Annotated in this window: 20 protein-coding genes; 12 read left to right on the plus strand and 8 right to left on the minus strand. The window is 55.2% G+C overall.

All coding sequences use genetic code 11. From position 1 onward, the window contains the following. The first annotated feature begins 114 nt into the window (after positions 1-114). The 4 genes from ACSZO1_RS00995 (at position 115) to ACSZO1_RS01010 (ending at position 3,253) form a co-directional block, all read left to right on the plus strand. The gene (locus ACSZO1_RS00995) at positions 115-888 is read left to right on the plus strand and encodes an SDR family oxidoreductase (protein WP_437608629.1); all 774 of its coding nucleotides are present in this window, start codon (positions 115-117) and stop codon (positions 886-888) included. Between the two features lie 80 nt (positions 889-968). Then, complete coding sequence (locus ACSZO1_RS01000) at positions 969-1,826, plus strand: co-chaperone YbbN (RefSeq protein WP_437608631.1); 858 nt, start codon at positions 969-971, stop codon at positions 1,824-1,826. A 60-nt stretch (positions 1,827-1,886) separates the two neighbouring features. Then, positions 1,887-2,804 carry an SPFH domain-containing protein gene (locus ACSZO1_RS01005; RefSeq protein ID WP_437608633.1) on the plus strand — a complete coding sequence of 306 codons (918 nt, stop codon included), beginning with the start codon at positions 1,887-1,889 and terminating at the stop codon, positions 2,802-2,804. Next, positions 2,804-3,253, plus strand: coding sequence for an NfeD family protein (locus ACSZO1_RS01010; protein ID WP_437608635.1), 450 nt, complete (start codon positions 2,804-2,806; stop codon positions 3,251-3,253). Before ACSZO1_RS01005 ends, ACSZO1_RS01010 begins: the two co-directional genes overlap by 1 nt. On the opposite strand, the gene cueR is transcribed toward ACSZO1_RS01010, so the two are convergent. After that, positions 3,237-3,659: a Cu(I)-responsive transcriptional regulator gene (cueR, locus tag ACSZO1_RS01015; protein WP_437608637.1), complete on the minus strand. Its 423-nt coding sequence runs from the start codon at positions 3,657-3,659 to the stop codon at positions 3,237-3,239. The genes ACSZO1_RS01010 and cueR overlap by 17 nt on opposite strands. Positions 3,660-3,868: 209 nt before the next feature. Here cueR and ACSZO1_RS01020 point away from each other — a divergent pair, with 209 nt between their 5' ends. Further along, a complete protein-coding gene (locus ACSZO1_RS01020; protein WP_437608639.1) occupies positions 3,869-4,693 on the plus strand; it encodes a glycosyltransferase in 825 nt (274 codons plus the stop codon). A gap of 48 nt (positions 4,694-4,741) precedes the next feature. Here the strand turns inward: ACSZO1_RS01020 and ACSZO1_RS01025 are convergent, their stop codons facing one another. Continuing rightward, on the minus strand, positions 4,742-5,137 hold the full coding sequence (locus ACSZO1_RS01025) for a hypothetical protein (RefSeq protein ID WP_437608641.1): 396 nt from the start codon (positions 5,135-5,137) through the stop codon (positions 4,742-4,744). A 275-nt stretch (positions 5,138-5,412) separates the two neighbouring features. Here ACSZO1_RS01025 and copA point away from each other — a divergent pair, with 275 nt between their 5' ends. The 3 genes from copA to ybaK all read left to right on the plus strand — a co-directional run bounded on the left by copA (position 5,413) and on the right by ybaK (position 9,466). After that, positions 5,413-7,929 (plus strand): copper-exporting P-type ATPase CopA, encoded by a 2,517-nt coding sequence (copA, locus tag ACSZO1_RS01030; RefSeq protein WP_437608643.1) that lies wholly within the window; start codon positions 5,413-5,415, stop codon positions 7,927-7,929. Positions 7,930-8,008: 79 nt separating this feature from the next. Beyond that, on the plus strand, positions 8,009-8,812 hold the full coding sequence (locus tag ACSZO1_RS01035; protein WP_437608645.1) for a TraB/GumN family protein: 804 nt from the start codon (positions 8,009-8,011) through the stop codon (positions 8,810-8,812). Positions 8,813-8,986: 174 nt separating this feature from the next. Beyond that, positions 8,987-9,466, plus strand: a complete 480-nt coding sequence (gene ybaK, locus ACSZO1_RS01040) for a Cys-tRNA(Pro)/Cys-tRNA(Cys) deacylase YbaK (protein WP_437608647.1) — start codon at positions 8,987-8,989, stop codon at positions 9,464-9,466. Positions 9,467-9,487: 21 nt separating this feature from the next. On the opposite strand, the gene ACSZO1_RS01045 is transcribed toward ybaK, so the two are convergent. Further along, positions 9,488-10,357, minus strand: coding sequence for a LysR family transcriptional regulator (locus tag ACSZO1_RS01045; protein WP_437608649.1), 870 nt, complete (start codon positions 10,355-10,357; stop codon positions 9,488-9,490). A 90-nt stretch (positions 10,358-10,447) separates the two neighbouring features. Between ACSZO1_RS01045 and ACSZO1_RS01050 the strand changes: the two genes are divergently transcribed. Continuing rightward, a complete protein-coding gene (locus ACSZO1_RS01050; RefSeq protein WP_437608651.1) occupies positions 10,448-10,885 on the plus strand; it encodes a multidrug/biocide efflux PACE transporter in 438 nt (145 codons plus the stop codon). A gap of 45 nt (positions 10,886-10,930) precedes the next feature. Here ACSZO1_RS01050 and ushA read toward each other — a convergent pair whose 3' ends face one another. Beyond that, positions 10,931-12,556, minus strand: a complete 1,626-nt coding sequence (gene ushA, locus ACSZO1_RS01055; protein WP_437608804.1) for a bifunctional UDP-sugar hydrolase/5'-nucleotidase UshA — start codon at positions 12,554-12,556, stop codon at positions 10,931-10,933. 549 nt (positions 12,557-13,105) lie between these two features. Between ushA and ybaL the strand changes: the two genes are divergently transcribed. Further along, complete coding sequence (ybaL, locus tag ACSZO1_RS01060) at positions 13,106-14,794, plus strand: YbaL family putative K(+) efflux transporter (RefSeq protein ID WP_437608653.1); 1,689 nt, start codon at positions 13,106-13,108, stop codon at positions 14,792-14,794. Positions 14,795-15,000: 206 nt separating this feature from the next. Here ybaL and ACSZO1_RS01065 read toward each other — a convergent pair whose 3' ends face one another. The 4 genes from ACSZO1_RS01065 to ACSZO1_RS01080 form a co-directional block, all read right to left on the minus strand. Beyond that, positions 15,001-16,305, minus strand: coding sequence for an inosine/guanosine kinase (locus ACSZO1_RS01065; RefSeq protein WP_437608655.1), 1,305 nt, complete (start codon positions 16,303-16,305; stop codon positions 15,001-15,003). Between the two features lie 59 nt (positions 16,306-16,364). Next, positions 16,365-17,327: a ferrochelatase gene (gene hemH / locus ACSZO1_RS01070; RefSeq protein WP_437608657.1), complete on the minus strand. Its 963-nt coding sequence runs from the start codon at positions 17,325-17,327 to the stop codon at positions 16,365-16,367. Positions 17,328-17,448: 121 nt separating this feature from the next. Then, positions 17,449-18,093, minus strand: coding sequence for an adenylate kinase (adk, locus tag ACSZO1_RS01075; protein WP_437608659.1), 645 nt, complete (start codon positions 18,091-18,093; stop codon positions 17,449-17,451). A 231-nt stretch (positions 18,094-18,324) separates the two neighbouring features. Next, positions 18,325-19,194, minus strand: a complete 870-nt coding sequence (locus ACSZO1_RS01080) for a DUF6024 family protein (protein WP_437608660.1) — start codon at positions 19,192-19,194, stop codon at positions 18,325-18,327. Here ACSZO1_RS01080 and ACSZO1_RS01085 point away from each other — a divergent pair. Both ACSZO1_RS01085 and ACSZO1_RS01090 read left to right on the plus strand, forming a co-directional pair. Then, on the plus strand, positions 19,193-19,375 hold the full coding sequence (locus tag ACSZO1_RS01085) for a hypothetical protein (RefSeq protein ID WP_437608662.1): 183 nt from the start codon (positions 19,193-19,195) through the stop codon (positions 19,373-19,375). The two genes, ACSZO1_RS01080 and ACSZO1_RS01085, sit on opposite strands and share 2 nt — an antisense overlap. 51 nt (positions 19,376-19,426) lie before the next feature. After that, positions 19,427-20,299: a LysR substrate-binding domain-containing protein gene (locus ACSZO1_RS01090; protein WP_437608664.1), complete on the plus strand. Its 873-nt coding sequence runs from the start codon at positions 19,427-19,429 to the stop codon at positions 20,297-20,299. The last annotated feature ends 44 nt before the right edge of the window (positions 20,300-20,343 follow it).

Here is a 20,343-nt window from a genome sequence, read left to right on the forward strand (position 1 = left end):
ACTTATCGGTAGTTAACCCTTCCTCCTACACTCTCCACAATCATGTCCGAGCGTTGCACTTATTATCTGAATTCGCGAACAAGCATCTCACTCCATCACTACGTTCAGAGGCTTATGCAAAAATCAATTTTAATTACCGGTTGTTCAAGCGGTATTGGTCTGGTTGCCGCCACTGATTTGCAGCGGCGTGGCTATCAGGTGTTCGCCGCCTGCCGTAAAGCTGACGATGTGGCGCGGATGAATCAGCTGGGCTTTACGGGTATTACTCTTGATCTCGACGATTCTCACAGTGTGGAACAGGCGGCACAGCAGGTGCTGGCACTGAGTGGAAATCAATTGTATGCCCTGTTTAATAATGCCGGTTATGGCGTTTATGGCGCATTACATACCTTGTCTCGCCAGCAGCTGGAACAACAATTCGCCAGTAATTTTTTCGGTACTCACCAGCTGACCATGCTGCTGCTTCCTGCTCTGCAGGCGGGAGGTGCAGGGCGTATAATTAATACCAGCTCAGTGATGGGACTGATTTCCACCCCACGTCGCGGCGCTTATGCCGCCAGCAAATATGCGCTGGAAGCCTGGTCAGATGCGCTGCGTATGGAACTGCATGGTTCAGGCGTGCAGGTCAGTCTGATTGAACCCGGCCCAATTGCGACCCACTTCACGGCTAACGTGAACCAAACCCAGCAGGATAAACCCGTAAAGAACCCGGGCATCGCCGCACGTTTTACCCTGCCCACAGAAGCCATACTGCCAAAGCTGCACCATGCGCTGGAAAGTCGCCATCCAAAATTACGTTATCCTGTGACACTGGTGGCGCATGCCATGAGCCTGCTGCGTCGTCTGTTGCCGGGGCGGATACTGGATCGCATTTTGCGCAGCAACTAAGCGCGTGAGCATAATTTTGCTTGAAGCCGGACGTTACGTCCCAATATTGTTACAAAGTCACCCGTAAAAGAGACGAATTCATGTCACCACAAGCTTCGATTATTGATATCAACGCATCTAACCTGCATCAGACGCTGGAACACTCCATGCAGCTGCCGGTGCTGTTCTATTTCTGGTCGGAACGCAGCCAGCACTGCCTGCAGCTGACACCGGTTCTGGAGCGTCTGGCGCAGGAGTATGCTGGTCAGTTTATTCTGGCGAAACTGGATTGTGATGCAGAACCCGCCGTAGCGGCACAGTTTGGCCTGCGTTCTATCCCAACGGTGTATCTGTTCCAGAATGGCCAGCCCGTCGATGGTTTCCAGGGGCCGCAACCAGAAGAGGCTATCCGCGCCCTGCTGGAAAAAGTCCTTCCGCGCGAAGAAGAGCTGAAAGCACAGCAAGCGCTGGCGCTGATGGATGAAGGGAAGCCGCTCGATGCACTACCACTGCTGAAAGATGCCTGGCAGTTAAGCAACCAAGCCAGCGAAATCGGTTTTCTGCTGGCGGAAGTGTTAATCACCCTGAATCGCAGTGAAGAAGCGGAAACCGTGCTGGCTGCAGTACCATTGCAGGATCAGGATACCCGCTATCAGGGGCTGAAAGCGCAAATTGATCTGCTGAAACAGGCCGCAGACACGCCGGAGATTCAGCAGTTGCAACAGCAAATCGCAGCCGATCCCGACAACGCTGAGCTGGCAACACAACTGGCGTTACAGCTGCACCAGGTTGGCCGCAACGAAGAAGCGCTGGAATTGCTGTTCAGTCATCTGAAACAGGATTTGGCCGCAGCAGATGGTCAGGCACGCAAAATGCTGCAGGAGATCCTTGCCGCACTTGGCACTGGCGACGCGCTGGCGGCAAAATACCGTCGCCAACTCTATTCTCTGCTCTACTAAGGGATCATCAAACGGGCCGAAACGACTCGGCTCGTCAGCTTAACAGTCAGGAGGTTGGTTATGTTAGCCGTTATTCCAGTGCTGATCATTTTGGCGCTTATCGTGGTCTGGTCCGGGGTAAAAATCGTGCCGCAAGGGTATCAGTGGACGGTTGAACGCTTTGGCCGCTATACCAAAACCCTTACGCCAGGTCTTAGCCTGATCGTCCCCTTTATGGATCGTATTGGTCGCAAGATCAATATGATGGAACAGGTGGTCGATGTCCCTTCACAAGAGATCATTTCCAAAGATAACGCCAATGTCACCATCGATGCCGTCTGTTTTATTCAGGTGGTGGATGCTTCTCGCGCAGCTTATGAAGTCAGCAATCTTGAGTTATCGATCCTCAATCTGACGATGACCAATATCCGTACTGTGCTGGGCTCTATGGAACTGGATGAGATGCTGTCGCAGCGCGATAACATTAACACCCGCCTGCTGCATATTGTTGATGAGGCCACTAACCCGTGGGGCGTTAAAGTCACCCGTATCGAAATCCGCGATGTCCGTCCACCTGCCGAGCTGATCGCTTCGATGAACGCGCAGATGAAAGCAGAACGAACCAAACGCGCCGACATCCTCGAAGCGGAAGGGATTCGCCAGGCGGCGATTCTGCGTGCTGAGGGGGACAAGCAGTCGCAAATATTAAAAGCTGAAGGTGAGCGCCAGTCCGCCTTCTTACAGGCGGAAGCGCGTGAACGTGCTGCCGAGGCGGAAGCGCGGGCAACTCAGATGGTGTCAGAGGCCATTGCCGCAGGTAATCTGCAGGCCGTGAACTATTTTGTGGCGCAAAAATACACTGATGCGCTGCAAAAAATTGGCACGGCAAACAACAGCAAAGTGGTCCTGATGCCACTGGAAGCCAGCAGCCTGATGGGTTCCATCGCCGGGATCAGCGAACTGTTTAAAGAAACCCAACAGGATCGGAGTAAAAACTGATGCTGGCGGCAATCCTGGTTCATCCGCACTGGTTCTGGCTAACACTGGGCGGCCTGCTGCTGGCAGCGGAAATGCTGGGAACCAGCGGCTATCTGCTGTGGAGTGGCATCTCAGCCGTCCTAGTGGGTTTGCTGGTCTGGCTGCTGCCACTCTCATGGGAATGGCAGGGCGTGATTTTTGCGCTGCTAACCATGGCATCAGCGTTTTGCTGGTTCCGCTGGCTGCAACGGCGCGAACGGCAACAGACACCGAATACCCTGAATCAGCGCGGCAACCAGCTGATTGGCCGCCATTTCACGCTACAGAGTGGTCTGGTAGATGGCGTAGGCCATGTGAAAATCGGTGACAGTAGCTGGCGCGTTCAGGCTGACAGCGATCTGCCTGCCGGCAGTGAAGTCACTGTCGTCGCTATCGAAGGCATAACCTTACGGATTACGCCTCGTCTTTAGCCGCTGCCGTGGAATGACAGCAGCCTGCCAGATGATTAATAATCGGACAGTCGGCGCTGTCATCACCCGGACAGGCATTCGCCAGCGCCAGAAGGCGTTCGCGCATCTGGTTTAATTCAGCGATATGGGCTTCAATTTCCGCCACCTTACCAAGCGTGCGCGCTTTTACATCCGCACTGTGCCGCTCCGGATTGTTGAACAGCGCCACCATTTCCCGGCACTCGTCCAGGTTAAACCCAACCTGACGCGCCTGGCGCAGTAACACCAGCTCTTCAATATGCTTTCTGCTGTAGCTGCGGTAACCATTTTCACTACGCAATGGTGGCGTGACCAGCCCCTTCTCTTCATAAAAACGGATCGCCTTGCTGGTCAGGCCGGTTTTTTTAGCCACATCGCTAATATTCATATTTTCTCCCTGCGCTAATGCTGAAAGCGCGCTGCCGCCACTAAACAGTACGCTCCGTCAACGCCAAATCAAAGCGGCGACCCAGGATAAACAGGGTGTTTCAGAGCGGGCAATTGATTTCAATAATCATTATTAGTGATTGAAGCACAAAGCTTGCGGCGTTTAAAATACACGTTTCCCCAAAAACATCATTATTAAAAGAGTCCCGAATGGAAGACTGGCAGCATATAAAACTGACTTACATTACCCATTTTTACTGCAATCAGGATAATATCAATTCCGTCCTTGAGCTTTTAGAGAAGTATGCTGCTTATCCGCAGGAAATTCTCGACCAGGTGCAATTTAGTATTGTTGACGATGGTAGCCCGGTCAGCTACGAAATCCCTGAGTTCAACCTGAATCTGCACTGGCTGAGAATTGACGATGATATTGCGTGGAATCAGGGGGGCTCCCGCAACCTCGGCGTAACCTATGCGAAGTCGGATAAGATCCTGATAACCGATCTCGATCACTCACTGCCGCCAGAAACCTTCGCTTACCTGATTAACCATAAAAATCCAGGCCGGGATTTCTACAAGATTTACCGCACCAATGTTGAAACGGGTGAAGTCTATAAAGGACACAGTAATCTGTTCTTTATGTCACGCGCGCGTTTCCTTCGCCACTTTGGCTATGACGAAGAGTTCTCAGGCGGCTATGGCGCAGAAGATTACCGCTTTGTGAAATACCACAAATACCATGGCTCACGGCAGCGCTACCTGCCGAAAAAATATACCTGCCACCAGCGTGAAGTTAACCGGGAAAAGGCCTATCACAGCCTGGACAGAGACTATTCGCGCAATACGCCAATCGACCTGAAGAAAAAACAACAGGTGAGTGAATTTGGCGCTGAGCATGGTCACAGCCGGATGTTTTTAAATTTCCGCTGGCACACCGCAGCCCGCTTCACCCGCCCGGCACCTGCACAGCAGCGACATACATTGTGGCGTCACCTGTGGTGGTTCAGATGGCTATTCTCTTCACTGGCGAAATGACCGTTTGATCCTTATCTTCCCTCAAATCATGAGGGAAGATAATCTGCCTCACAGCGCCGTAACCGCAGCAGCCAGTCCTGCAACCATTATCACACTAATGATGACAGCAGTTGTGACCGCACCTCCGCCCACCACTGCAGCCGTTTTCCCCTTAGCAAAATTTTTCCTTTCCAGCGAGGCGATATCTGACAACGCGATCGTCTGCCCTTTTTCACCCTGCAAAGAATCAGGCCCCACTTTAGCAACGGTCATTTCTCCTTCGCCGCCACTCTTCAGGCGGTACTTAATTTTATCGCCCGTATACAAAGGAGGGGCCAGCTGATAGGCGATATAACCACTGTTGATGTTCTGTTTTCTGAGCTGTACTGAATTCCAGGTTGAGCATCCGCTTACGCTCATCACTACCAGTAATATCACTAATGAAAGGCCTCGTATCCGTTTCATTCGCCCTCCTGTTCTCTGTTACAGACGCCACGTCGCATAGTCTGCGCAGAGCACAGCATCCCACGGCGCGGGATATCCGGCTGGCCTGAATTCAGGCAATAGAAGAGCAGAGAAAATCCAGGATGGAGATACGGGTCAGAGATAACCTCTGCCGCAGTGAACAACGCTGACTGACCGGTTCAGCCGGGGCTTGACCTTCCCCTTAATGGAAGGTTTAACCTTATAGTTGACCCGGAGCGGTATCCGGTCAAAAAAGAAAATCAGGAGCGATAACCATGTCACAGATTACGTTACTGGCGCTGGATGGCTTGTCCTGCGGCCATTGTGTCAAAAGGGTCAAAGAGGCGCTGGAGCAACGCGACGACGTTGAGCAGGCGGAAGTCTCCACCACAGAAGCTCGTGTGACGGGAGCCGCGTCCGGCGACGCGCTGATCGCCACCGTGGAACAGGCGGGTTACCACGCGAAAGTACAACAGGGCGACAGCCACCCAAAGCCTGACCCGCTGACAGATGCAGAACCTCAGCCGGAAGCGCTGACAGCGGTCACTCAACAGCTTCCGGCGCCCTCTTCTTCTGCGGACAGTCATCATCTGCTGATTGATGGCATGAGCTGCGCCAGCTGCGTCAGTCGGGTGCAGGATGCGCTGCAACAGGTGGCGGGCGTCGAACAGGCGCGCGTGAACCTGGCCGACCGTAGCGCGCTGGTGATGGGTTCCGCTGCGCCGCAGGCACTGGTGGCCGCCGTAAAAAATGCGGGCTATGCCGCAGAAGTGATTGAAGATGACCAGCTGCGGCGCGAAAAACAGCAGCATAATGCCCGTCAGGCGATGCGGCGCTTTAGCTGGCAGTCGGCACTGGCGCTGGCGCTGGGCATTCCGCTGATGGTGTGGGGCATGTTCGGCGACAATATGATGCTGACAGAGACCAACCGCAGCGGCTGGCTGGTAGCTGGCGTACTGACGTTACTGGTGATGATCGTCGCAGGTGGTCACTTCTACCGCAGCGCCTGGCGCAGCCTGCTGAAAGGCACGGCGACCATGGACACGCTGGTGGCGCTCGGCACCGCGGCGGCCTGGCTTTACTCCTTCAGCGTTAATCTCTGGCCTGACTTTTTCCCAATGGCGGCACGTCATCTTTATTATGAAGCCAGCGCGATGATCATTGGCCTGATCAACCTCGGCCATGCTCTGGAACAACGCGCTCGTCAGCGCTCGTCACAGGCACTGGAGCGATTGCTGGATCTGACACCGCCTGCCGCCAGGGTCGTGACCCCTTCTGGAGAAAAGATGTTGCCGCTCAGTGAAGTTACGGCGGGTATGACGCTGCGGCTGACCACAGGGGATCGTGTCCCTGTCGATGGTCAAATCAGTGAAGGCGAAGCCTGGCTGGACGAAGCAATGCTCACCGGCGAACCGCTGCCACAGCAGAAATCCGCTGGCGATAAACTGCATGCCGGCACCCTGCTGCAGGACGGCAGCGTGCTGTTCACCGCCCAGGCGATCGGTAAAAACACCACGCTGGCGCGCATTATTCAGATGGTGCGCCAGGCACAAAGCAGTAAGCCGGAAATCGGCAAGCTGGCCGATCGTATCTCAGCGATATTTGTGCCAGCAGTCGTGCTGATTGCGTTGTTCAGTGCCGCAGTCTGGTATTTCGCGGGCCCACAACCACAAATTGTCTATACTCTGGTAATCGCCACCACGGTGCTGATTATCGCCTGCCCGTGCGCCCTTGGCCTGGCGACGCCGATGTCGATTATTTCCGGCGTCGGCCGCGCCGCAGAATTTGGCGTGCTGGTGCGTGATGCTGATGCACTGCAACGCGCCAGCACTCTTGATACGCTGGTGTTTGATAAAACCGGCACCCTTACCGAAGGTGCGCCGCGCGTTACTGATATCGTCACGTTCCATCACCGCGATGATGCGCAGGTATTGCGCTGGGCCGCTGCGCTGGAGCAGGGTTCCAGCCATCCGCTGGCGCGGGCGATCCTCGATCGTGCGTCCGGGCAGCCCCTGCCGTCAGCAGAGCAATTTCGTACAATACGCGGCCAGGGCGTTAGCGGCATGATTGATGGCGTCGCGTTACTGCTGGGGAATCACACGCTGATGCAGCAACAGCAGATCGACACCACGGTGGCAGACAGCACTGTCAGCACGCTGGCGGAAAGCGGCGCAACGCCGGTTATGCTGGCGGCCGATGGCCGGATTGTCGCGGTGTTCGGTATTCGCGATCCACTGCGGGCAAGCAGTGCGGCGGCGCTGCAGCGGCTCCACCGGCAGGGTTATCGGCTGGTGATGCTGACCGGCGATAACCCCATCACCGCCCACGCGATTGCCCGCGAAGCCGGTCTGGATCAGGTGATTGCCGGCGTACTGCCCGAGGGCAAAGCGCAGGCGATTATCGATCTGCAACAGCAAGGGCACCAGGTGGCGATGATTGGCGATGGCATTAACGATGCGCCAGCACTGGCGCAGTCTGATGTCGGTATTGCCATGGGCAGTGGCAGTGATGTGGCGATTGAAACGGCTGCGATGACGCTGATGCGCCACGATCTCAACAGCGTCGTCGATGCACTGGCGATCGCAAAAGCAACGCTGCGCAATATGAAGCAAAATCTGCTGGGCGCATTTATCTACAACACGCTGGGCATCCCGATTGCCGCCGGTGTGTTGTGGCCGCTGACCGGCACTCTGCTCAATCCGGTAGTGGCTGGCGCGGCGATGGCACTGTCCTCGATTACCGTGGTCAGTAATGCCAACCGCCTGCTGCGTTACCAGCCGCCAAAGGGGTGATGTGCAGCGTCCCGCTTTCCGCTGTTCATTAGCCAGTGAAACCGCTAGCATAAATCATTTCACTGGATAGGGCGGAAAAATGGCGAAATGGCTGTGCAAAGTGACCTCACTGATCCGATCGTTTTCAGCAGTGAGCTACACCTATCCGGCACTGGATGTGGCGCTGCCCGCCGGGCGCCAGTTACATCTGGTCGGCAGCATTCATATGGGTACACGCGATATGATGCCGCTACCAGGGCAGTTACTGCGCTCGCTGGATAAAGCCGATGCCCTGATTGTCGAAGCCGATATCACGCGCGGCGCGTCGCCGTTTAGCGATGTCGGCAGCTGGCCTGCTCTGGCGCAACGTCTGTCACCAGACAATCTGGCGATTCTGCAGCGGTTGTGTGATGAATTGTCGATCAGCACTGCAAGGGTCGATACCCTGCCTGGCTGGCAGGTAGCATTGATGCTACAGGCGCAGCAGGCGCAACGGCTGGGACTGCGACCGGACTACGGCATTGACTATCAACTGTTGCAGGCTGCCAGGGCGCGTGGAATTGCGATTATCGAGCTGGAAGGCCCTGACGAGCAGCTGGCGCTACTGAACGCGCTGCCGGATAACGGTATGGCACTGCTGGAAGATACCCTGCAGCACTGGCACACCAATGCCCGTCTGCTGCAGACCATGGTGATCTGGTGGCTGGAAACGCCGCCGCGTCAGCATCAGATCGTATTGCCGACCACCTTCAGCAGTGAACTGAATGACGTGCTGATGAATCAGCGCAACCAGCGCTGGACAGAAACGCTGAGCCAGCTCACCGCCGGGCGCTATGTGGTGGCAGTCGGTGCATTGCATCTGTATGGCGAAGGCAATCTGCCGGATTTATTGCAGGGACGCTAAAAAAAAGAAGGCCGATATTGCTATCGACCTGTCAAAGAAGAATTTGTTTATGATTTTGGTTCGCCTGCAGCAACTGACTTGCTGAAGGGATGGCGATTGTCGCGCAAAGTCTGAATTTTCGCCAGCACTTTTCTTCACCAAGCCAATAAGATTATTCTCACGAAGGACAGAAAAATGACCCCGGCGGTAAAACTACTGGAAAAACATCACGTCGCCTTTACCCTGCATCCTTACCAGCATGACAGTGACGAAACCAACTTTGGTGATGAGGCGGTCCGCAAACTGAATCTGAATGCGGAACAGGTGTATAAAACCCTACTGGTGGCGCTCAATGGCGACGGCAAAAATCTGGCGGTGGCGGTAACACCGGTCTCCAGTCAGCTGGATTTAAAGAAGGTGGCGAAAGCACTAGGCGCCAAAAAAGCGGATATGGCCGATCCGCAGCTGGCGCAGCGGGTTACCGGTTATCTGGTCGGCGGCATCAGTCCGCTGGGGCAGAAAAAACGTCTGCCAACCGTGATTGATCATCTCGCCACTGACTGGCCCGCCATCTATATTTCCGGCGGCAAACGCGGCCTCGATATTGAACTGGCGGCGGGCGACCTGGCAAAACTGCTGGATGCCACCCTGGCGGACATCGCACGCCGCGACTGACTCCGCAACGCAGCCACGCTGTCAGTCGGGTCGCTGCGCGCAGAGCTGATCGATCATCCAGCGCCCCGCTGGCCCCGGCGGGGAACGTTTTGACCATACCACGTCTACCGCGATATTTTGCGGCCAGCCCTCCACCGGCAGCGCTTTCAGCAGCTGGTGGCCAAACTGCTCCACCAGCCAACGCGGCAAAATACTCCAGCCAAAACCCTGCTCCGCCATCTCCAGTAGCAGCAGATAAGAGGGCGCTGACCATACCTTCCCCACCGCACGTTCATCATCCTGCTGCACCCAGGTATTGAGCCGCAGCTGGCGTTCGCGGGTCAGCTGGTGCCACTGCAATGTCTCCTGCTGTGCCCGCGGATGCTGGTGATGAATATAGATCGCCATCTGTGCCTGCACCTGCAGGCGCGATGAGGCAATATCCAGCGGTAAACGCGGCTGCGCCCGTACCACCGCGATATGTGCCCGCCCGCTCTGCAACAGATCGATAGCATCGGCGTCTTCCGCAATCATGCAGTCAAATTCAATATCCGGATAGCGCTCAGCAAAGCGATACAACAGCGACTCGTGGTGGTCCGCCTGCCAGAAATCGGAAACCGCCATGCTCAGACGCGGTTCCACCTCCCCCGCCAGCCGCACCGCCAGCTGATCCAGCCGGGCACTGGCGGCGAGAATGTCCTGCACCTGCGCCAGCGCGCGTCGCCCGGCCTCCGTCAGCACTGGCTGCCGCGCTTCGCGGTTAAACAGGGTGAAACCGAGATCGGCTTCCAGGTTCGCCACCGCGCTGCTGATGGTGGACTGGCTTTTCCCCAGTGCTCGCGCGGCGGCCGAGAAAGAGCCGCTTTCCACGGTCTGTACAAAGGCTTCAAGGGATTCCGGAGAATAACGCATCGTCTTCTATCGCTTTTATCGATGGATACTCATTTCATCTTAGCAAAAAAAGCGATGAAAATAGCGACCGCGATAAGCTAAGGAGTCATTATGCGAACCAGAACACTGAAAGAACGTTTTTTACATGCTGCAGGCTTTGAGGTGCTGGCGATTGCAATCGTCTCGCCGCTGGCGACCTGGATTATGGATAAACCGCTGTTTCAGATGGGAGCACTGGCGATCATGCTGTCAACGGTCGCCATGCTGTGGAATATGATCTATAACACCGGGTTTGATCGGCTGTACCCGCCGGGCCAGATAGCACGTGGCGCCGGGCTGCGTATTCTGCATGCGCTGGGATTTGAAGGTGGCTTTATTCTGATTGGTCTGCCGCTGGCGGCCTGGATGCTGGATATCAGTTTGCTGCAGGCATTTATGATTGAAGTGGCCTTCTTCCTGTTCTTCCTACCCTACACCGTAGCCTATAACTGGCTGTGGGATACGCTGCGTCAGAAGCTGATAGCACGCCGCGCCTGCGCAAGCTGTTAACGGCAGGAAATAACAGCCTTCCCCTGGCGGGGAAGGCTGAACAGATTACTTCTTATAGACAATTTCACCCTGCGGGGCGAATTTCGCCGCATCAAGTGGCGAGTTCTGCTCGATAAACTGCTTCAGCACTTCAGCATCGACAAAACCGGTATTGACGTAGCCCGGCAAAGTGCTGATCACCGGATAGCCATCACCGCCAGTGGCATTAAAGCTGAGTGTCGCCATACGGTAGGTTTTATCCTGCTGCAGCGGTTCACCTTTAATTTTCACCTCGCTGACGCCGGTGCCATCCGCCACCAGGCTGACATTAGCGAATTGCGCATAAGCGCCGGAATCCACCTGCTTATTCGCCACCACCGCGAGATATTTTTCCACCTCGCTGCCTTTCATATCGACATACACCAGCGTGTTGCCAAACGGCTGCACCTTGAGGACATCTTTATAAGTAATGTCGCCCTGTTCAATGGAATCACGCACACCACCGCCACTCATCACGGCAAAGTCGGCGTTGGTGCGATCCATCTGCCCGGTCAGAATCAGACGCGCCAGGTTAGTCTGGACAAAACGCACTTTGCTGCGGTCGCCTTCCAGATGATCGTTCACGCTGCCAATTTTGATGCCTAACTGCGCTTCACCTTTTTTCTGGAACGGTGTCAGTAATTTCACCATACCCGGATTTTTAGCGATCTCCTGGGTGTAGTACACCCGGCTTTCCGTGCCATCGCTGTTTTTCACTTTGTGCTTCAGGTTCACCGGGATCAACTCATAGTGATCCAGCGTCAGTGTGCCATTGCGGAAGGTAAAATCTGCGCGGCCCACATATTTACCCCACTCGTGAGCCTGCACAATCCAGGTGCCATTCTGGCGGTCCGGCGCACAAGGTGTTCCCGGTACATAGTTAGCCTGCTTGACGTTCTCGCTGGCCATACACACCGGGTCCTGTGAGTGACCACCCACAATCATATCGAGATAACCGGCCGGCAGGGCTCGCGCCATCTCCACATCCCCTGGCGCATTGGAACCATGCCGACCATTATCGTAGTGGCCCATATGGGTCGCGGCGATAATCACATCCGGTTTTTCCTTCGCACGCAGTTCTTCCACCACCTCTTTCGCTTCGGTGGCCGGTTTGCGGAACTCCATATCAGTAAAGTATTCCGGATTACCGATTTTCGCCGTGTCATCGGTGGTGAGACCAATCACGGCAATTTTCAGCCCTTTGCGGTTAAACAGCGCATACGGCTGGAACAGGCGCTTACCGGTGCTTTTCTGGTAGATATTGGCAGAAAGCAGCGGGAATTTGGCCCATTTTTGCTGCTGACGCAGCACCGACAATGGATTATCAAATTCGTGGTTACCAATCGCCATCGCATCATAGCCAATCAGATTCATACCGCGGAAATCGGGTTCCGCGTCCTGCAAGTCGGACTCTGGCACACCAGTGTTGATATCGCCGCCAGACAGTAACAGTACCGATCCACCGTGTGACTGAATCTCTTCACGCAGATTGTCGACCAGCGTTTTCTGCGCCGCCAGACCATATTCATCATGCTCGTTGTTCCAGAAACGGCCATGATGATCATTGGTATGTAACACAGTGAATTTATAGGTGTGATCTTTTTCCCAGGCCTGTGCCAGTAAAGGCGTGGTCAGCAGGGATAACAACAGCATCCCGGGCACTGTTTTTTTAATAAAATGCAAAATAGATCTCCTTGTCCGTAATACCTGCAAATAGTTAGCGTGCCAGATGATTATGCCGCAGCTTTGTGACCGTACCCAGTCAGTATTGTTATGATCCGGCGGCTTCATCACGCTTTTCTGACGAAAGCGGATCTGGCGCGGAAAATCGCTGCTTATCCATGGCGAATTGTGCTTTCCCGTGCTTTCCCGTGCTTTCCTGGCGGTTCATCGTCACAAATAGCCCGTTTATGCTGCAGATATTTGATAATTGCCCGCGGGTTCTCTGCTATAAAATCGGGGGCAACCTGTGATGAGTGAGGGAAATCACCGTCACCAGCAGAATTTGTCTCATTTTTCATATTTTTTATAGTTATCACCATTATTGACAAGCGCGCGCCAGAAATTTGCCATAAACTAAATACTTACAATCGGACACATTTTCAATGACCCAGCGTCATTGTCGTTGCAGTAAGGCAGCAAGGGAAACAGCGCCGTTGCAGTGACTGACGAGGACGCCGGAAAATTAGGGAGGAGACAGGCATGCACCACACCACGCCGTTAATTACGACCATTGTCGGAGGCCTTGTACTTGCCTTCCTTCTTGGCATGCTGGCTAACCGCCTGCGCATCTCCCCGCTGGTGGGCTATTTATTAGCAGGCGTGCTGGCTGGCCCCTTCACTCCCGGCTTTGTTGCCGATACCAATCTGGCACCGGAACTGGCCGAACTTGGCGTCATCCTGCTGATGTTCGGTGTCGGTCTGCACTTCTCCCTGAAAGATTTGATGTCGGTAAAATCCATCGCCATTCCTGGCGCCATTGCCCAGATTGCGGTTGCCACCCTGCTGGGGATGGGGCTGTCCTGGAGCATGGGCTGGTCGATGATTACCGGTTTAGTGTTTGGTCTCTGTCTCTCCACGGCCAGTACCGTGGTGCTGCTGCGCGCGCTGGAGGAACGGCAACTGATTGACAGCCAGCGCGGGCAAATCGCCATCGGCTGGCTGATTGTCGAAGATCTGGTGATGGTGCTGACACTGGTGCTGCTGCCCGCCATCGCGGGCATGCTGGAACAGGGCAACGCCAGCTTTACCATGCTGTCGTGGGATCTGCTGCTGACGATTGGTAAAGTCGTCGCCTTTATGGTGCTGATGATGGTGGTTGGCCGCCGCGTGGTGCCATGGATTCTGGCGCGCAGCGCCGCCACCGGTTCGCGGGAACTGTTTACTCTGGCGGTATTAGCGCTGGCACTGGGCATTGCTTTCGGTGCAGTGGAATTCTTTGATGTCTCCTTTGCGCTGGGCGCGTTCTTTGCCGGTATGGTGCTGAATGAGTCCGAACTCAGCCACCGTGCCGCACACGATACCCTGCCGCTGCGCGACGCTTTCGCCGTGCTGTTTTTCGTTTCCGTCGGCATGCTGTTCGACCCGATGATTCTGGTGGAAGAACCGCTGGCGGTGCTGGGTGCGCTGGCGATTATCGTGCTGGGTAAATCGATCGCCGCTTATTTACTGGTCACCCTGTTTGGTCACTCGCGCCGTACCGCGCTGACCATTTCCGTCAGTCTGGCGCAAATCGGTGAATTCGCCTTTATTCTCGCCGGACTTGGCATCTCCCTCGGTCTGCTCTCCGATGAAGGCCGTAACCTGGTGCTGGCGGCAGCCATCCTGTCGATTATGCTCAACCCGATTCTGTTTACCCTGCTGGAGCGCTACCTGGAGAAAACGGAAACCATCGAAGAACAGACGATGGAAGAGGCTATCGAAGAAGAAAAGCAGATCCCGGTGGATATGTGCAATCACGCCCTGCTGGTCGGTTATGGTCGCGTCGGCAGCCTGCTCGGTTCGCGTCTGATTGAAGCCGGTATCCCGATTGTGGTGGTGGAAAACTCACGGCCACGCGTCGAAGCCCTGCGTGAACAGGGTATTAAAGCGGTGCTCGGCAACGCGGCGCGTGCCGATATTATGGAACTGGCACGACTCGACTGTGCGCGCTGGCTGCTGCTGACCATTCCGAACGGCTATGAGGCGGGCGAAATTGTCACCGCAGCACGGGAAAACCGGCCGAATATCGAAATTATTGCCCGTGCCCATTATGACGATGAAGTGGAATACATTATGGAGCGTGGCGCGGATCGCGTGGTGATGGGTGAGCGTGAAATCGCCAACAGTATGCTGAATATGCTGCAGCTGGAAGCGGATGAGGCGTCACGGCCACAGGAGTGCCCGATTTAAGCGCGACGGGAAATGCTGAACCCGTTATCACTCGCAGATTAACAATATCCACCCGGATTGCACTTTCTCTTGCATCTGTGGGGGATGGGGGAACTGACAATGCGGTGTCGTTTGTTCCCCCACCCTAACCCTCCCCCATTTTATGGGGGAGGGGATCAGTCTGGCTCTTCCATTTTATGAGGGAGAGTAACCGGGAGAGGAATGATTTATCTCTCCCAGTACGCCTCTTCCAGACTGTCTTCACGTTCCGGCAGACCACGACTTAAACGCGGTGCATGCTGATTCAGCACCTGATAGCTGACGCGGTTCGCGTATTTACACACCTGCGCCAGTGACGAATAGGTCAGATACGTGCGCCCATGCTTACTGGAATTAGGCACATTCGCGCGATGATAGTTATTGGCAGTAATATCGTGCAGCAGCGCCGCCAGTGCACCATCGCCCGCGCCATTGGTATTCATGATCTTTTCCGGCCCGCCCATGTACGGCGCGATATGGGAGAAAATACGCAGCGGCTGCAGACAATCCTGATGGCGCATCGCGCGGCTGAATTCATACTGGTTAAACTCCGGGATAACGCCCGGTAACAGCGGATGATTGGTTTTGCGTTTACCGTCTTCTTCAGTAAAGCCCGCCATATACAGACCGCTTGGCCCGGCAGTACACAGCACCAGATCAACCCAGTCGAGCGCTTTATCCGCCGCCTGCAGCGGATCGCTAAAACCGGTCAGTTCCAGCGCTTCGTCCTCATTCATCGCCACAATAGACACATGGTCGCGCAGGAAATCACGCCAGAATTGCGGATTATCGGCAATGACATACTTAGTGCCCAGCGTCAGCACCACCGGCACATTGTGTTTTTTCGCCAGAGTGATGGCACGCATGGTCGCCTGCGGCATCGGCTCGCCGGGTTTACAGCGTACCAGATAAGAGGTCAGCACCAGCGCCGACGCACCGGCAATCACCTCTTCCGGGATGCTCTCGGCACGCAGCTGGTTCATCATGCCCGGACTGATGGCAAAGGTTCGCTCGCCATTATCGCCAATCAGCGTAAAGCAGCGGCCAATCGGCCCATCGACGCCCTGCAGATAGTTAAGATCGGTACGGCTGGAGGTATTACACAGGTAACGATAGGCATAACCGCCAATCTGCACATTGTTGCACATCACCCCCAGCAGAACAGAGCGGTCGTCGGCCAGCACTGAGTAGTTATGCAGGGTATTGCCTATGGTGCCACCGGCAAACTGATGACTGATCAGCTGGTCATGCATCAGCTCCTGATACAGAGCCTCCGCTACATCATCCTCGATCACCAGTGAATGACCGGCGCTCAGGCCATAGCGGGCGATAAAGTCATCATCCACTTTGGCTTCAATATCCACCAGAATCTGATCGATACCGACGATCCAGCTGCTGCCACTTTCGCTTTCCGGCTGCTGCGGTTGTAACAGCGGATCGCGGGCGCTGACAGGGAAGTAGTGTTTGGATTTGCGTTTGCCGGGAAATTTCATGATTGATAGCTTAGAAACAATTCAGGCCGTAAAGAGTAACACACTCACGGCCCAAACCGTCAGCCGCGATGCTGATTCACCAGCTGTACCATCATCTCGATATGCAGCGCGTCATCGTTCAGCGCCGGAATATAAGAAAATTTCTCGCCGCCGGCATGCAGGAAGAACTCGCGGTTCTGTTCGCTGATCTCTTCCAGCGTTTCCAGGCAGTCCGCAGCAAAGCCCGGGCTCATCACCTGAATATGCTTCACCCCTTTGGCAGGCAGGCCCTGCAGGGTTTCATCGGTATAAGGCTGCAACCAGGGTTCACGGCCAAAGCGTGACTGGAACGTCATCATCGCTTCATCCGGCTGCAGGCCCAGCGCTGCCGTCAGTGCGGCAAAGGTATCCTGACAGCGCTGCGGATAGTCGTCGCCTTCATTAGCGAAGCGCTGCGGAATTCCGTGGAACGACATCACCAGCAGGTCCGGTTTGCCATGGGTGGCGAACGATTGCTCTACCGAGGCTTTCAGCGCTGCAATATAAGCCGGGTGTTCGGCGTAATCACGAATAAAGGCCACATCCGGCAGCGAACGGTAACCGGCAAACACCTGGCTCAGTCCATCCCATACCGAGGCCACTGTCGAACAGGAGAATTGCGGATACAGCGGCAGCACGATCAACCGGGTCACGCCCTGCTGCATCAGGCTATCCACCGCACTTTTCAGGCTCGGATTTCCGTAGCTCATCCCCAGCGCAACCGGCATATCCAGTCGCGCAGCCAGCGCATCACGCTGACGCTGGCTGTACACCAGCAGCGGTGAGCCTTGCTCCATCCATACTGACGCATACAGCTTTGCCACACGCGGTGAACGGAACGGCAGCACGATGCCATTGAGGATCGGCCACCACAGCCAGCACGGCGTATCCACCACGCGACGATCGCTGAGAAATTGTTTCAGATAGCGCTTCACTGCTGATGAGGTTGGCGCATCAGGCGTACCCAGATTCACCAGGAGTACACCGGGCTTATCTTGCCTCATTGTTATTCCTTGTATTGGCGTTCAGACATGACAGATGAAAACGAGAATGATTCTAACGGAAAAATGCGGGGGATAAACCGATTACTGCAAAAGGGCCGGATGAATCCGGCCCACAACGCGATTAGCCGAGGATTTTTGCCAGTTCGGCGCTGACTTCAGCCACTTTACGCGTGCCGTCAATTTTGTGGTACGCGGTGTTGCCCGCGGCCGCTTCTTTGCTGTAGTAAGCAATCAGCGGCGCTGTCATCTGATGATATTCCACCAGACGCTTACGCACGGTCTCTTCCTGGTCATCTTTACGCGTGGTCAGCTCTTCGCCAGTCACGTCATCTTTACCTTCCACTTTTGGTGGATTGAATTTGATGTGATACACACGGCCAGATGGCGCATGCACGCGACGACCAACGATACGGTCAATAATCAGCTCATCCGGTACATCGAATTCCAGCACGTTATCGACTTTGATACCGGCTTCTTTCATCGCGTCAGCCTGAGGAATGGTACGCGGGAAGCCATCCAGCAGGAAGCCGTTACGGCAGTCTTCCTGTGCAATTCGCTCTTTTACCAGCGCAATCACCAGTTCATCGGTAACCAGTTTGCCAGCATCCATGATCTCTTTGGCCTGCTTACCCAGCTCACTGCCCGCTTTTACCGCGGCGCGCAACATATCGCCCGTGGAGATCTGCGGAATACCGTATTTCTCCATAATGAACTGAGCCTGAGTACCTTTTCCTGCGCCCGGAGCGCCGAGCAGAATAATACGCATTGCGTAAATCCCCTTGCGAATTGCATTGTTGTATCGAATAAGGCGAAGACCATACCACTAAGCCCTGATCTCCACAAGAAAACGGGCGGTTAATCACCGGTGGCGGTCAGCGGCGGTCAGGGGGCTGGCGGCAGGATAACCTGAAGTCAGTCAGCAGGTTAAGCGTTGCTGATGCCGGTGAGAAATCTGCGCCAGAAATCCACACCGGCCACGTTTTTCAGAATGGCGGCATCAGGGGAAGCGACCTGACCACAGCTGTGCCAGCCGTGCGGTGACACGCGCCGTGGTATCAATCGCGCTTTTGCCATCCCCCCGTTCGCGGCAGTTGATCCGCAGTGTCTGCGTCGCGGGGAAGTAACGCACATCGCTGGATTTTATCCGTTGCTGCTCGGCTTCACTCAGTTTCAGCTGCGGAAAGCAGCAAAAATGCAGGCCCGGCTGGCTGGCGGAGATAAAATCCCGGCCGTCCATATCCATCAGCTGAATCGCCCCCACCCGCGCCATATTATAAGGCTGCCAGTGACCGTTACGGATAATCGCCAGCGACTCTTCCAGCGGTTTTGGCAATGCCGTTGAGGCTTCAAACAGGCGTAGTTCACTGCGCATCAGCGTACTGAAATCCGCCGTACGCAGTACGATCACCGCCAGTCCGCCAGCCAGCGCAGCATGATGATTCAGCGGCGCGACAAAAATTTCACTGTCGCGCACCAGCTCCTCATGCAGCAACGTGGCGAAGCTGTCAGAGGCGTCCACCACCCCTTTACCCTGACTGTGACGCAGACTGCGCACTTCGCCGGTGCCGGGATCAACGTGCTGCAGCAGCGGCACATTGCCGGGTTCACCAATCTGCACCGCCGGATGATTAAGCAGCTCACTGACGGGCTGCCGGCTGACGCAGCGCGCCACTTCCTGTTTGTGGAACAGATGAGACAGGATCACCAGCCCGACACGCACCGACGGCACGAAAAAGATATCGTGGTTTTCCAGTTTGTACTGCCGGAAAAGGTGCTGGCGAAGTTCAGTTCGCATCGCGGCGATGCGCTGAGCAAACTGCGGTTTATCCTCTGGTCGCTGCGCCGCTAGCTGAGAAGAGATGTTCATGGATACGTTAACTCTTGCAGATGAAGAAAACCTGGCTGTTATTTTTATTAGCGCTCTGATTAAATGGCATGCCGTTGCACAGTTCCCTGGCGCTGGCAAAAATGCGTTCCCGCACAGCGTATTACCGTTGTCAGCCGTGCATGACCGTCTTCAAGAGTATGAAAATGCAGCTGGACTTTGAAATGATATAAACAGACAATCCCTGTTAGTTTTTCTAACAAGGATAAGTGTGGTGGCGAAGCTTCCTTCATTGCGTGCGCTGCGCTATTTTCAGCAGGCGGCATTACAAACCAGTTTTAGCCTGGCGGCACAATCACTGAACGTGACCCACAGCGCCATCAGTCATCAGATTAAACAGCTGGAAGAGTGGCTGGGTAAGCCGTTGTTTCTGCGCGCGAATGGCCGGGTACAGCTCACTGCCGATGGCGAGCGTCTGCGTGAATGCTGCTCGCGCGCATTTAGCGATATTGAAAACACCTGCGAAAAAATTCGTCAGCAGAGCACCAGCCTGGTGGTCTCCTGCGCCCCCAGCTTTCTTGCGCAGTGGCTGATCCCGCGTATCAGCAACTTCAGCCAGCTGCATCCGGATATTACCCTGAATTTCCAGACGCATATGGATGTCGATAAAGTGCGTCAGGATCAAACCGATGTGCTGATCCTCAGCCACCCGGACAGCGCCTGTGAAGATATCTCTGCCACACTGATTACGGTCGATTATATTGGCCCGGTGTGCTCAGCGGATTTTGCCTTGCCTGTCAGTGATGACACCGATTTCACCACTCTGCCGCTGTTGCATGCGCATACCAAACGCCACGCGTGGTCAGAATGGGCGAACAAAAGCGGCGCACAGGGCGACTTCTGGGCGGGGCGCTATTTCGATAATCTGACGCTCGGCATTCAGGCCGCACGCAACGGGCTGGGGCTGATGATTACGCCGCAAATTCTGGTGCAGAAAGAGATTGATGAAGGCACGCTAAAAGCACCGCTGGGCTTTACCGCGATGGATCGCGCGACATGGATGATGGTGAAACAGGGACGTCAGGATGAACGGGAAATTGCTGTATTTCGCCACTGGTTGCTGGAAGAGGCGGCGAACGAGGAGTAATGCACGCCCTGTCCACCGGCCTGCGATGACACGCGATCTGCCCC

It is taken from the genome of Erwinia sp. V71 (assembly GCF_965644245.1).
Classification (GTDB): Bacteria; Pseudomonadota; Gammaproteobacteria; order Enterobacterales; family Enterobacteriaceae; genus Erwinia.

Excerpts from the sequence above, each read along its gene's own strand:
- ACSZO1_RS01020 (WP_437608639.1), top strand. The coding sequence starts at position 3,869 with ATGGAAGACTGGCAGCATATAAAACTGACTTACATTACCCATTTTTAC.
- ACSZO1_RS00995 (WP_437608629.1), top strand. The coding sequence starts at position 115 with ATGCAAAAATCAATTTTAATTACCGGTTGTTCAAGCGGTATTGGTCTG.
- adk (WP_437608659.1), bottom strand. The coding sequence starts at position 18,093 with ATGCGTATTATTCTGCTCGGCGCTCCGGGCGCAGGAAAAGGTACTCAG.
- ACSZO1_RS01050 (WP_437608651.1), top strand. The coding sequence starts at position 10,448 with ATGCGAACCAGAACACTGAAAGAACGTTTTTTACATGCTGCAGGCTTT.
- copA (WP_437608643.1), top strand. The coding sequence starts at position 5,413 with ATGTCACAGATTACGTTACTGGCGCTGGATGGCTTGTCCTGCGGCCAT.
- ybaK (WP_437608647.1), top strand. The coding sequence starts at position 8,987 with ATGACCCCGGCGGTAAAACTACTGGAAAAACATCACGTCGCCTTTACC.
- ACSZO1_RS01085 (WP_437608662.1), top strand. The coding sequence starts at position 19,193 with ATGGATACGTTAACTCTTGCAGATGAAGAAAACCTGGCTGTTATTTTT.
- ACSZO1_RS01000 (WP_437608631.1), top strand. The coding sequence starts at position 969 with ATGTCACCACAAGCTTCGATTATTGATATCAACGCATCTAACCTGCAT.
- ybaL (WP_437608653.1), top strand. The coding sequence starts at position 13,106 with ATGCACCACACCACGCCGTTAATTACGACCATTGTCGGAGGCCTTGTA.
- ACSZO1_RS01025 (WP_437608641.1), bottom strand. The coding sequence starts at position 5,137 with ATGAAACGGATACGAGGCCTTTCATTAGTGATATTACTGGTAGTGATG.
- ushA (WP_437608804.1), bottom strand. The coding sequence starts at position 12,556 with ATGCTGTTGTTATCCCTGCTGACCACGCCTTTACTGGCACAGGCCTGG.
- ACSZO1_RS01065 (WP_437608655.1), bottom strand. The coding sequence starts at position 16,305 with ATGAAATTTCCCGGCAAACGCAAATCCAAACACTACTTCCCTGTCAGC.
- ACSZO1_RS01035 (WP_437608645.1), top strand. The coding sequence starts at position 8,009 with ATGGCGAAATGGCTGTGCAAAGTGACCTCACTGATCCGATCGTTTTCA.
- ACSZO1_RS01080 (WP_437608660.1), bottom strand. The coding sequence starts at position 19,194 with ATGAACATCTCTTCTCAGCTAGCGGCGCAGCGACCAGAGGATAAACCG.
- ACSZO1_RS01045 (WP_437608649.1), bottom strand. The coding sequence starts at position 10,357 with ATGCGTTATTCTCCGGAATCCCTTGAAGCCTTTGTACAGACCGTGGAA.
- ACSZO1_RS01005 (WP_437608633.1), top strand. The coding sequence starts at position 1,887 with ATGTTAGCCGTTATTCCAGTGCTGATCATTTTGGCGCTTATCGTGGTC.
- cueR (WP_437608637.1), bottom strand. The coding sequence starts at position 3,659 with ATGAATATTAGCGATGTGGCTAAAAAAACCGGCCTGACCAGCAAGGCG.
- ACSZO1_RS01010 (WP_437608635.1), top strand. The coding sequence starts at position 2,804 with ATGCTGGCGGCAATCCTGGTTCATCCGCACTGGTTCTGGCTAACACTG.
- hemH (WP_437608657.1), bottom strand. The coding sequence starts at position 17,327 with ATGAGGCAAGATAAGCCCGGTGTACTCCTGGTGAATCTGGGTACGCCT.